This window comes from Vibrio sp. S9_S30, from assembly GCF_014694455.1.
GTDB lineage: Bacteria > Pseudomonadota > Gammaproteobacteria > Enterobacterales > Vibrionaceae > Vibrio.
On the sequence record NZ_JAAUWT010000016.1, the window covers coordinates 25902 to 38324 of the forward strand.

At 45.7% G+C, this 12423-nt stretch carries 8 protein-coding genes; 6 read left to right on the plus strand and 2 right to left on the minus strand.

The features are described from left to right. Positions 1 to 219 precede the first annotated feature (219 nt). The 5 genes from ulaR to HC752_RS17970 all read left to right on the plus strand — a co-directional run bounded on the left by ulaR (position 220) and on the right by HC752_RS17970 (position 8480). Positions 220 to 981, plus strand: a complete 762-nt coding sequence (gene ulaR / locus HC752_RS17950; protein WP_190336606.1) for an HTH-type transcriptional regulator UlaR — start codon at positions 220 to 222, stop codon at positions 979 to 981. Between the two features lie 539 nt (positions 982 to 1520). After that, complete coding sequence (gene hrpA / locus HC752_RS17955) at positions 1521 to 5438, plus strand: ATP-dependent RNA helicase HrpA (protein ID WP_190336546.1); 3918 nt, start codon at positions 1521 to 1523, stop codon at positions 5436 to 5438. Positions 5439 to 5644: 206 nt separating this feature from the next. Next, positions 5645 to 6100 carry an outer membrane beta-barrel protein gene (locus tag HC752_RS17960; RefSeq protein WP_190336547.1) on the plus strand — a complete coding sequence of 152 codons (456 nt, stop codon included), beginning with the start codon at positions 5645 to 5647 and terminating at the stop codon, positions 6098 to 6100. Between the two features lie 407 nt (positions 6101 to 6507). Continuing rightward, positions 6508 to 6987: an outer membrane beta-barrel protein gene (locus HC752_RS17965; RefSeq protein ID WP_190336548.1), complete on the plus strand. Its 480-nt coding sequence runs from the start codon at positions 6508 to 6510 to the stop codon at positions 6985 to 6987. Between the two features lie 242 nt (positions 6988 to 7229). Next, the gene (locus tag HC752_RS17970) at positions 7230 to 8480 is read left to right on the plus strand and encodes an MFS transporter (RefSeq protein ID WP_190336549.1); all 1251 of its coding nucleotides are present in this window, start codon (positions 7230 to 7232) and stop codon (positions 8478 to 8480) included. Positions 8481 to 8503: 23 nt separating this feature from the next. Here the strand turns inward: HC752_RS17970 and HC752_RS17975 are convergent, their stop codons facing one another. Beyond that, on the minus strand, positions 8504 to 9457 hold the full coding sequence (locus tag HC752_RS17975; RefSeq protein WP_238930552.1) for a cupin-like domain-containing protein: 954 nt from the start codon (positions 9455 to 9457) through the stop codon (positions 8504 to 8506). Between the two features lie 218 nt (positions 9458 to 9675). Here HC752_RS17975 and HC752_RS17980 point away from each other — a divergent pair, with 218 nt between their 5' ends. Next, complete coding sequence (locus HC752_RS17980) at positions 9676 to 10962, plus strand: MFS transporter (RefSeq protein ID WP_342029491.1); 1287 nt, start codon at positions 9676 to 9678, stop codon at positions 10960 to 10962. A 34-nt stretch (positions 10963 to 10996) separates the two neighbouring features. Here the strand turns inward: HC752_RS17980 and HC752_RS17985 are convergent, their stop codons facing one another. Next, positions 10997 to 12313 carry a hypothetical protein gene (locus HC752_RS17985; RefSeq protein WP_190336551.1) on the minus strand — a complete coding sequence of 439 codons (1317 nt, stop codon included), beginning with the start codon at positions 12311 to 12313 and terminating at the stop codon, positions 10997 to 10999. Between the last annotated feature and the right edge of the window lie 110 nt (positions 12314 to 12423).

Below are 12423 nucleotides of genomic sequence, written 5' to 3' on the forward strand. Positions count from 1 at the left end.
GATTGAATGGATACGTTGAGGTGGAATGAATACATTAAGTTTGAATGAATACATTAAGTTTGAATGAATACATTAAGTTTGAATGAGTACAAATTAAGCTAAGGCTAAATTAAGCCATATTGCTTTGGTTCTGGTCACAGGGATGGAATGAGCACTTTTAATCAAGGATAGTCAGTTATACAATCATATTTAATCAATAGTAGTCATAAGTTGGACATGATGACGGAAGCACAAAGGCATTCAGCAATTTTGAATTTGCTACAAGATCAACAGTATCTCACCGTAGCAGACATTATCGACGCGTTTGAGGTTTCTCCTGCCACGGCGCGTCGCGACATCAATAAACTTAACGATTCAGGCAAACTGCGCAAAGTTCGCAATGGCGCAGAAGCATTATCGAAGGAGAAAGAGAAAGCACTTTGGTCACCGATGAACATTCATAATGCTTCTCATCTCGATGAAAAAGTCCGAATTGCGAAAGCCGCCGCCAATCTTATTCAAAGAGGTGAAAGTGCGGTGATCAATTGCGGTTCAACGGCTTTCCTTCTAGGGCAGGAAGTCTGCGGAAAAGACGTACAGGTCATCACCAATTATTTCCCCTTGGCGAGCTATCTCATAGGAAAAGAGCACCGAGATGTTGTGATCTTAGGCGGTCAATACAACAGTACTCAATCCATCACATTGGCTCCGCAAGATGAAATCTCATCCCTATACGCAGGTCACTGGATGTTTACCAGTGGTAAAGGGTTAAATGTGGATGGGTTGTATAAAATGAATATGTTGACCGCAATGGCTGAACAAAAAATGCTCGACCATATCGGTAAGCTGGTTGTGTTGGCGGACAGCAGCAAACTGGGTCAGCGAGCAGGTATGTTGTTTTGTAGCGTTGACAAAATTCACACGGTTATTACAGGAACGGAAGCCGACAGCGAGGTTATCGCTGAATTGATCGAACGTGGTGTGAATGTATTAACGGTTTAAATATATTAACGGTTTAAATGTATCTCGTTTTTCTCAACTAAAGAAAGCCCACTTTAGGCGATCGCTCAGGCTCAGATCATCCCGCATTCGTGATGAAGTCGTTCCATGTTTTGAAGGAGTTTGGAGCGAGATGCGCCATTGTTCAAATTGCGCTTGACCCGACTTCAGGTTTAGGGACCATCCTTGTGTTTAGACTGCGTGATACAGCGGAAAAATATTGGAAATTGAACAAAGGGTTAACAATGAATCAGAGGACGACGAAGCGGTACTCAAAGTACGAGGGACATTGCCCCACTGATTGAAATGCAATGGCATTGAAGCCGATTTGTTACCTATGCCAAGGTAGTGGGGTAAAACATCGGTGATTCACGCGCAGTAAAGAGTGTCTAAGTTAGTGATTGGTCAATCGCATATTTCTTAGTTTGTTACACAGTGCTTTCGCATATTGACATCTAGCGCTTTCGGACTTGGAGCATTGTCTTACTCATGTGATACAATCGCGCCAGTTTTGAAAGACAATCAATAAAGAAGGTATCGCTTTGACCTCGTCACAGCAAAATGCTGCTGCAAATCATGCACCTAACAGCCCATCTAAGTTAAGAGCTGCATTAAAAGAATGCATGATTAAAGACCGTTTTCGTTTTAGCCGACGAATTCAGGGTGCCAGCAAAATCACAAAAGAAGAATCACGAAACGCTGCGTTAGATGACATCGCATTGGATATTGCGAAGTCCATGATGACCGTGCAACAAAGATGTTCACAACAACCGACCATCGACTACCCAGACATTCTGCCTGTCAGCCAAAAGAAAGACGTGATCGCGAAAGCGATTGCAGAAAACCAAGTGGTGATTGTGGCGGGTGAAACGGGGTCGGGCAAAACCACTCAGCTCCCCAAAATTTGTGCAGAGCTTGGCCGTGGCAAGTACGGTTTGATTGGTCATACCCAGCCTAGGCGATTAGCCGCGCGCTCGGTGGCAAACCGAATCGCGGAAGAAATGGAAACCAAGCTGGGAGAATTTGTCGGGTATAAGGTTCGATTTAACGATCAAATTTCCGAGAATACGCAAGTTAAGCTGATGACAGACGGTATCTTGCTGGCAGAGATTCAGCACGACCGATTCTTGAATCAATATGACACCATCATTATCGATGAAGCGCACGAGCGTAGCCTGAATATTGATTTTATCTTGGGTTACCTTAAAGAATTGCTTCCGCGTCGCCCTGATCTGAAAGTGATTATTACGTCGGCGACCATCGATCCTGAACGTTTTTCTAACCACTTTAGTGGTGCACCTATCGTTGAAGTGTCTGGGCGTACTTACCCAGTGGAAACTCGTTACCGCCCATTGTCGGGTGATGATGACAACGATCGCGATCAACTTGAAGGCATATTCGAAGCCGTCGACGAACTGTGTGATGAAGGCTTGGGTGACATCCTGATCTTCATGAACGGTGAGCGTGAGATTCGCGATACCGCCGACGCATTAGGCAAGCGCAATTTGCGTGATACAGAAATCGTTCCTTTGTATGCGCGATTGTCGGCCGGCGAGCAAAACAAAATATTCCAACCACATGCAGGGCGCAGGATTGTTCTGGCGACTAACGTTGCAGAAACCTCTCTCACTGTTCCGGGCATCAAATACGTTATTGACCCGGGCACCGCACGCATCAGCCGCTACAGCTATCGAACCAAGGTACAAAGGCTTCCGATCGAACCCGTTTCGCAGGCAAGTGCAAACCAGCGCAAAGGGCGATGTGGTCGTGTAGAAGAAGGCATTTGTATCCGCCTGTATTCGGAAGAGGATTTTGATTCACGTCCTGAATTCACCGATCCAGAAATTCTAAGAACGAATCTCGCGTCAGTTATCCTGCAAATGACGGCGTTAGGGCTGGGCGATATTCAAGCGTTCCCGTTTGTGGAAGCGCCAGACAAACGCAACATTCAAGACGGTGTCCGATTACTTGAAGAACTGGGTGCCATTAACGACAAAGCGAGTGATCCAAAGAAACGCTTAACGGCGACTGGCCGTCAACTGGCTCGGTTACCGATCGATCCGCGTTTGGCTCGAATGGTACTAGAAGCCCCTAAATACAGCTGTTTGAAAGAAATAATGGTCATTGCTTCTGCCTTATCGATTCAAGACCCGCGTGAGCGTCCGTCCGATAAGCAGCAATCGTCTGATGACAAACATCGCCGTTTCTTCCATGAAGAGTCGGATTTTCTGACGTTGGTGAACCTTTGGGATTACATCCAAAAGCAGCAGAAAGCGTTAACGGGCAATCAATTTCGCAAACAATGCAAGCAAGATTTTCTGAACTACTTGCGAGTGCGCGAGTGGCAAGATGTGTACTTTCAGATCCATCAAGCCATGCGCGAAATGGATTTTAAATTGAATGATGAACCGGCAAATTACCAAGCGGTGCACAGCGCCATTTTGGTGGGTTTGCTTTCTCACATTGGCGTGAAAGATCAGGAAAAAAACGAATACCAAGGCGCACGTAACGCCCGATTCCACATTTTCCCTGCATCGGGTTTGTTCAAAAAGCAACCTAAGTGGATCATGTCGGCGGAGCTGGTGGAAACGTCTAAGCTTTGGGGACGTATTATCGCTAAGATTCAGCCCGAGTGGATTGAACCACTAGCCAAACACCTGATCAAACGCAGCTATAGCGAGCCACATTGGTCGAAGAAACGCGCTGCGGTGATGGCTCATGAAAAAGTCATGCTATATGGCGTGCCTATCGTCCCGAAACGTTTGGTGAACTACAGCAATATAGACAGCGTGATTAGCCGCGAGATCTTCATCCGAAGTGCGTTGGTGGAAGGCGAGTGGGAAACGAAGCACGCGTTTTTCAAACAAAACAGAAAACTGCTCCAAGAAGTCGAAGAGTTGGAGCACAAATCGCGCCGCCGCGACATATTGGTGGACGACGATGAGCTGTTTGATTTCTACGATCAGCGCGTCGGCATCGAAGTGGTGTCGGGTCGCCATTTCGATACGTGGTGGAAAAAGGCATCGTCTGAGAATAAAGAACTGCTCAACTTTGAAAAAGAGATGCTGTTCAAAGGGGACGCAAGCCACATCACCGATTTGGATTACCCCAATTTCTGGCATCAAAATGGACTTAAGTTGAAGTTGAGCTACCAGTTTGAGCCGGGTGACGACAGCGATGGCGTCACGGTTCATGTTCCATTGCCGATTTTGAACCAAATAGAGCCAGCAGGCTTTGATTGGCAGATCCCTGGGTTAAGGCACGAATTGATTGTGAGTCTCATAAAATCGTTGCCGAAAACATTACGTAAAAACTTCGTACCCGCCCCCAATTACGCTGACGCATTCTTAGCGCGCGCTACCGCGATGGAAGCGCCATTGCTCGACTCATTAGAAAAAGAGTTGCGACGGATGACAGGGGTTGAAGTACTGCGTGATGACTGGAATTTAGCGCAGGTGCCCGATCACCTAAAAGTAACGTTCCGTGCTGTGGACCATCGGAACCGCAAGTTAAAAGAAAACCGCGATCTCCACGAGCTGAAAGAAAGCTTGAAAGACAAAGTTCAGGAAACGCTGTCCAAAGTTGCCGACGACGATATTGAGCAGCAAGGTCTGCATACATGGAGTTTTGGTGAACTGCCTAAGGTGTATCAGCAGAAGCGAGGGGGCTACGATGTAAAAGCCTTCCCCGCCATTGTGGATTCGAAAGACAGCGTTGAAATCAAACTGTTCGAAACGGAACAGGAGCAAATTTCAGCAATGCGCGCTGGTCAGCGCCGTTTGGTGCTACTCAATGTGCCATCGCCCATTAAATACTTACACAGCAATTTACCCAACAAATCGAAACTGGGTTTGTATTTCAACCCATACGGCAGGGTATTGGATCTTATTGATGACTGCATTGCGTGTGGCGTTGATAAATTGATCGAAGAGCAGGGTGGATTGGTGTGGGAATCGGATAAGTTTGAAGCGCTTAAAGAACACGTAAGAGCAGAGTTAGGCGATACGGTGGTGAACATTGCACAGCAAGTGGAAACGATCCTGACGACGGCGTTCAATATTAACAAGAAGCTGAAAGGCAAAATTGATTTTACCATGGCCTTTGCGCTCTCGGATATTAAAGCGCAAATTGAAGGGTTGATTTTCAAGGGCTTTGCGACCGAGTGCGGTTGGAAAAAGCTCCCAGATATTTTGCGTTACATGAAAGCGATTGAACGCAGAATGGAGAAGCTACCGATTGACCCGAATAAGGATCGGTTGCACATGCTGAAAATTGAGTCAGTGGCCAACGACTACAAAGAGTTGCTGAACAAGATCCCGAAAGGGGTTGCGATTCCCGACAACGTGAAAGAAGTGCGTTGGATGATAGAAGAGCTGCGCGTAAGTTTCTTCGCTCAGCAGCTGGGCACGCCATACCCCGTTTCAGACAAACGAGTGAAAAACGCCATTTCAGAATGTTGACCAAAACTTAAGAATGTTGGTCAAAACTTAAATGTCCATAGGGTTTGTCGACTTTTTGATTAAATTTTGACCTCGAGTTCAAATTTTGGTCTATTATTTGCAAGATACTGATTAAGCCGGCGCAAATACAACGGTCGTTTTAATGTGTTGCGTCAATTCATTGGGGATAAATCGTTATTCTCTGACATGTATTTGAGGGAATGGAAATGAAAAAAACATTGTTGGCTCTAGGTTTAGCAGGCATTGCGGCAACCGCCAGTGCGGATTCTTTTTTTTATGCGGGTGGTAATTTCGGTCAGTCTGACTTCGGCAGCGGCGCCGACAAGAAAACGGCATATGGTTTCCAGGTGGGCACGGGCATCTTGCCGCTTTTAGGCATAGAGGGCGGATATTGGAGCCATGGAAACGATACCAGCTCTCTATTTGTTGCGGCAAAACCGAGTATCGATTTTGGTCCTCTTCATGTTTACGCCAAAGGTGGTCTGCATTCATGGGATCGCGATAAGGGAAGTGACGGCACTGGGCTGATGTACGGAGTTGGGGCAGAATATTTTCTTGTCGACAATTTGTCTCTTGGCGGTTCATGGCAATCGTTCAATCGTGGTGACAATCTTAATGACATTACATCGTTTACGGTGAGTGCGACTTTCCACTTCTTATAAACAAGCTTGGGCTGTAAAGGAATCTTAGGCTGCAAAAGAGTCTAGGATGGAATAGAAGCTATAAGTTGTAACAGAAGCTCAAGTTGTAACAGACAGGCGAGTTAAGTAGGAAAAATGCCGACCCTAGGTTGGCATTTTTATATAGCCTTTAATAGAAACGTTTTAGAAGCCATTAATGGGCCACAAAACGTAGCAAAAATTTAAAAAGTTTTCTCCCTTAGTGTGGTTAAATCCCTTTGTTAATCATAGAATAAGTTCGTCTCTGCTTTTATTGAGTAGATTCTCTATACTCAGGCGACGTGTTATCGACTGTTGGGGGATGTTTTTGTGGTTCATGTGAATCATGGTGGTCATCAGAAACGTGTGTAGCGGGAAGGCTTGCACGATCTTAAGTAAAGTTGTACGAAATGAAAAAAACACTTTTAGCTTTAGCACTAATGGGTGCAGCCACGACGGCAAACGCAGATTCATGGTTGTACGGTGGCATCAACGCTGGTCAATCTGATCTTAATGGCAGCACAGCCACTGCGATGAGCGCTCATGTTGGTACGGGTATTCTTCCAATTATTGGTGTCGAAGCCGGTTTTTGGAACCATGGCAAATTTAATGGCGGCACAGAAGTCAACTCTGTCTATGCTGCTCTAAAACCAAGCATTGATTTTGGTCCTTTGCATGTCTATGCGAAAGGTGGCTTGCACAGCTTTAAGCTAGACAATAACGGCAGCAAAGTTGGCGACGGAGTAAAGTTGATGTATGGCGTTGGTGTTGAATACTTTGTGATCGACATGTTGTCTGTAGGTGGTTCTTACCAACAGTTCCAATTCGATGAAAACAACATGGATTCAATCGGCTCATTCACCCTGAGCGCAACGGTTCACTTTCTGTAAGCGCATCGTTGAAATTTGAAGCCCTCTGAGAGATCAGGGGGCTTTTGTTTTTTCTGAACCTGCGTCTCGAGTCAGCTTGGTCAGAACCCAATGAGACTTCTATCAACGACCAGATCTTGGGTGAAATCAGTTGGATTTTAAATAGTTGGACTATAGAATCGTTTTCCTTTTTATTAACTCCGTCCATATGCTTTTTTAAAAGAGAATAGATGGACGCATTATCCTCCCAGAATGGAATCTGAATGAACAAATTGCAACTTAGCCACGGCATGGGGTTAATTATCGGTCTTCTTCTTTTTTCTTTGTTTCTTTTTCTCCCTATACTCACGCCACTATTAGTGGCATTTGGTATGAGCTTACCGGAAATTGGTATGATCATGGCGACAATGGGCATAACCGTCATGCTTCTTGAGTTGCCTACTGGTGGTTTAGCCGATCAAATCGGGCGTCGTAAAGTATTCACATTTTCGATGTGGTTTAGTGTGCTTTCTTACCTCTGCTTGCTGCTGTTTCCTAGCTTTGTTGGTGGTGTCATTGGCATGTTCCTATGGGGCGCGAGCATTGCGCTCAATTCAGGCACTTTAAACGCATGGTTTGTTGAACAATTTAACAAAGCGGAAGGGGAGATGACGCTTCAAAAAGGGTTTGCTCGCGTTGGCTTTCGTTCGAGCTTGTTTGGGGCGCTGGGTGCATTATCGGGTTCAGTGGTTATGTTTGTTGGCGAAAAGTTCGGATACAGCGAATTAACGCTCTACAATTTTTTGATGATATTGGCGCTGCTCATTGTGCTTGTCGTTATCGTGATCACTCAGCTTTGGGTTAAAGAGGGGCGGACTTTCGACACGCTCTCGGTGAAAGTCTTTGCTCAATTACCCAACCAGATTGCGAGTGGCGTAAAGGCGATAAAACACCCCGTGCTATGGCGAATTCTGTTGGCGCTCTTTTTAACCATTCCTATTGTCAGTGGAATTGAAAAGTTCTGGCCCATTCGATTTGAAGCCTTGTCGGGCGATAACCCATTAGGATGGGTATATGGTTTAACCTATGCGGCAATATTGAGTTTGGGAAGTCTAGCAGCGGTGTTAACAAACTGGTTGGCGGATAAGTTTAATCAGCAATTGGGTAAAGTGCTCTTTGTGAGTGTGTTATTCAGGATGATAGCCGCCTCCCTTTTGGCTTTAAGTGGGCACCTTTATTTGTTCATTGTATTGCTCATGTGTTTTGAAATGTCCAGCCAGCTGGGTGGATCCGCTTACAACCAACTTTTGCATCAGTCAGCCGATGATAATATCCGTTCAACCATTGATTCGGTCTCTTCCCTCACGACACGATTTGGTGGTGTAGTGGGGTCACTGTTATGCGGTTTTGCATCACAGTATATTGGGTTAACAAACGTATGGCTTGTTTGTGTTGCTATTTCAGCCGGCGCCCTGTTGATTTACGCCAGTAGGGCGCTCAACCAGCCTAAAAGAGCAGAAGCGGTAGTCGCCTAAATGATCAAAACCAATGCTCGAGTTTATGTACGAAAAGGGCTACTGAGTAACCGCCACGCTTGAGCAAACAAGCTGGCGATGCCAAACCCCGTAATGAGAAAGGTAACCTTTCCCGGTTCGGTGTAGCCTTTTTTCCAAATCTTCCTCACCGTCGGGTAAGACAAATCGCCCATCACATGCAATGGTGAGCGCCAGCATTGAGCCACCGTAATACCAAAATGATGATCAGTCGGCTCAATGCCATGCCACCAGAATGGCGGAATGTACAGCGCATCGCCCGGTTCCACTATTGCCATATATGGCTTCAAGTGAGACGTTCGCTTAGCATCAAAACACGTCCCATCTTTAAGATAGGCATCCGCCTTAAACGCATCAAACACCAAATCATCGGTGAGTTTGTCTGGTGGCAACAAGCCGACTTTTTTCGTGCCAATCACTTGGCTCATCAGCGTTTCATCTGTGACGTGAAAGTGCCAACCCGTACCCGCACCTTTATACATAAACGCTCGTGATTGTGGGTAGGCAATAGGTTTTTTTGGGGAGGGAAGAAATCGGTAGCCGTCGGTATCGCCAGACAGCACATCAAAGGGCTTCTCGCTCAACACAACTGAAGGTGCACTCAGAATGTCTGTGTCACGTGATTGCAGCATTTCTAGCACGTCATGGAAGGGTTTGACTTCTCGTCCTTCCCCCATTCGCTCTGGGCTTTCGTAATTCATATGCGGATAGTGAGGGGTAGGAATGTCGTGACATTTCTCTAGTAAGTACTCAGCGTTTTTCCACTTTTTTATTGCTGGCCAATGCCTTATTGCCCCCTTTATTAAGCAAGGTCGATTTTGTGCCACGTATTGGGAGTAAAAGGCTTTAGGAGTTAGGTTGTCTGCATAAACCGTTTCAATATGCGGGGCGGAGTCCATACCTGGAATGTGTTTAAAAACGTGTTCTTCCACTATGTTCTCTGCGGCATCCATGTACATTGGCTCCAATAAGGTGAGGAATTTGTCTCATTTGATTGAGAACAGTTCAATTTCAATTAGCGAAATGTTATACCTTTTTTAATGAAATGATAATTAGTGTTGTTTTAACTGTGATCAAAGCGTTATTCTCTATTGGTGTTGTTATGCATTTTTAAGCGTAATTACCTTCATCATCAAAACGTTATACGTCACTTTTTTCCATATAAGGATAGAAAAAAGTGAGCGGAAAATGCCATCAATTTACGGATATGTGGATGAATCGAATTCAACTTAGTCATCGATATGGTCTTTTCATGGGGCTGTTTTTTGTCTCCCAATTCTTGGTTATTCCAATCATGACGCCGTTGCTCATGGGGTTTGGGATGAACATCCCTCAAATCGGAATGATCATGGCGACAATGGGGATTACAGTCATGCTGCTTGAACTGCCAACCGGTGGTTTGGCCGACCAAGTTGGGCGTAAGAAAGTCTTCTTGATCGCCATGTTATTTAGCATGTTGTCTTATTTAGTGCTTTTGTTCTTTCCAAGCTTTATTGGTGGTGTGGTTTCGATGTTCTTGTGGGGAGCCAGTATTGCCATTAGCTCCGGTACGCTTACCGCTTGGTTTGTTGAAACCTTTAATGAAAGTGAAGGAGATATGACTCTGCAATCGGGGTTTGCGCGAGTGAGTGCTCGAAGCAGTTTTTTTGCCGCCACTGGCGCGTTGATCGGTGCTGGCATTATGTTTGGTGGCGTTGAATTAGGGTTTGACACCCGGCAACTTTACGATGTGTCGTTGTGGATTGGATTGGTGTGTTTGGGGTTGGTGTTTCTCATTGCATGGGCTTGGATTAAAGAGCAACGTGAATTTCAGCCTTTTTCATTCGCGTTGCTTGCCAGCGTGCCGACTCAAATGAAAAATGGACTTAATGCCGCGAAGCATCCTGTACTTTGGCGAATATTGTTTGCCATGTTTCTGACCATACCCATCGGCAGCGCCATTGAAAAGTTTTGGCCCGTTCGATTTGAAGAATTATCAGCAGGGCAGCCATTGGAATGGGTGTATGGATTAACGTATGCCGTCACGTTGTACTTAGGAAGCGTGGCTGCGGTAATGACGAATTGGTTATGCGATAAGTTAGGGCAGCAAATGGGGAAGGTGTTGATGATCAGCGTCACCATTCGTCTACTCGCCGCCACTCTTTTTGCATTATCTGGCAACGTGGTGATGTTCGTGATCCTCTTTATCTGTTACGACTTTACCAATCATCTTGGCAAATCGGCGTACAGCCAACTGTTGCACCAGTCCACCGACGACAGTGTGCGTTCGACAGTCGATTCACTGAATTCTTTGGTAATGAGAATCGGTGGGGTCATTGGATCGCTTATGTGCGGATTTGGCGCTGCTTACATTGGACTGGTGAACATTTGGCTGATGTGTATTGTGCTTGCCATAGGAGCCTTGTTCTTTTACCGAAGCCCTAAGCTAAACGAAGCCTCAGAACCCGCAGACGTGGCAACTTAGGAACGTCATTATACAGTCTGACTGTTATGTAGCCTTATTTTTGTACTCTCATGACACCGAGCGCCGCGTGATTGGCGGTGCATACCACGCCCTTGCCCGACAAGGACTGGCGCACACACCCCCCACCAAATTCATCCCCTAACATAAAGACACCTAACACCGAGGCTTCGTTCGATTCAACAAACACCCCTTTGGGTGTCATCGAAATGGCGGCCTCTCGTTTGCCTCGTATTTTGTGCTGAATAATGGCGGTTGGTGACTCTGCCTGAGCCACTTTATTGAGCAAGGCTGTCCATTCTTCGCTGCCGCATTCCCAACCGCAAAAAACACCATGCCCACCATAGCCAATGGCATCTTTAATCACCCAGTCATTCTTGTTCAAAGCGAGCAGCTGATCGAGATTGTCCGTTGATACAATAAACGTTTGGGGGATCAGCGTGTTAATGATGTCACGTTGCTCGTTGGACAATACTGACAGAACGCGCTCTTCCCTCAACAGCGCCAATATGGCTTTACTCATGAACACTTCGCTTAGCGGGTGAATAACAGAGTGTACTTTCCCACTCTCTAGACCATCCAAGTAAGGTGAGTAGCTATTGTCGGAGGCGCGGGCGATGTCACTTAATGTAAACACTTCGAAGACCAATACCGAACCATCATGCGACTCGATGATGTCACCCAGCTTAGTATGGGGAATGGCAACGATTTCTTGGTTCAAGCGAGCACTTAAAGCACCAGAAGCGCTGTTCGCGACCAAAGGGCTTTCTGTAAATTGAAGAGCGTCATCCACAACAACCAGCAGTGGCTTATCGAGTGCTGCCATTTCTTGTTCAACTTTGGGTGCAATATGGGCATAGGGCGATTGCCAATACTCGTCAACAGAGACGGAAGGGGAGTCCTGTTTTTCTTGGGCTAATGCGTCATCGTATAATGTTTGAATACCATCATAAGCAAACCCACCGATGGCACCCCCCACATTCACTTCCATGACTTTCCAATCGGTTCCATTGTCCAAAATATCCCATCGACAAGGAATCAAACCAGTGTAGGTAGAGAGCCGTTCTGCCAAGGTAATGACGTTTTCATCATGGAACCCCACCGCCACCAGAAAATCTCGCACTTGGTCATCAAAAGCCATTTTAGGAAGGTGCTCAATCATGGCAAACAATTGGCTTAGCATATATGTCTGTTTTTTAATCACATCGTTGGGATATACGACAGGTGTCATCAGTAAATGCCAATCTGGGCGAGAAAATCGGCTGATTGCCCCGTTATGCCTGATGTCGTCTGCTAAGTCATCAGCCAAAGGGTTCTCTTCAAAATAGTCGAACCAGAACGAGCTCGATTGCATGTTTTCACTCCAGGAAATTAACTTAATTTATTGTTTTATATGTATAAATTAATCGAATGATGTAAGGCGAGATCAGTTTATGAGCAAATCATTATAAATATTAACAAAAT

Coding starts and splice junctions, on each gene's coding strand:
- ulaR (WP_190336606.1), top strand. CDS start 220: ATGACGGAAGCACAAAGGCATTCAGCAATTTTGAATTTGCTACAAGAT.
- HC752_RS17960 (WP_190336547.1), top strand. CDS start 5,645: ATGAAAAAAACATTGTTGGCTCTAGGTTTAGCAGGCATTGCGGCAACC.
- HC752_RS17965 (WP_190336548.1), top strand. CDS start 6,508: ATGAAAAAAACACTTTTAGCTTTAGCACTAATGGGTGCAGCCACGACG.
- HC752_RS17970 (WP_190336549.1), top strand. CDS start 7,230: ATGAACAAATTGCAACTTAGCCACGGCATGGGGTTAATTATCGGTCTT.
- HC752_RS17975 (WP_238930552.1), bottom strand. CDS start 9,457: ATGTACATGGATGCCGCAGAGAACATAGTGGAAGAACACGTTTTTAAA.
- HC752_RS17985 (WP_190336551.1), bottom strand. CDS start 12,313: ATGCAATCGAGCTCGTTCTGGTTCGACTATTTTGAAGAGAACCCTTTG.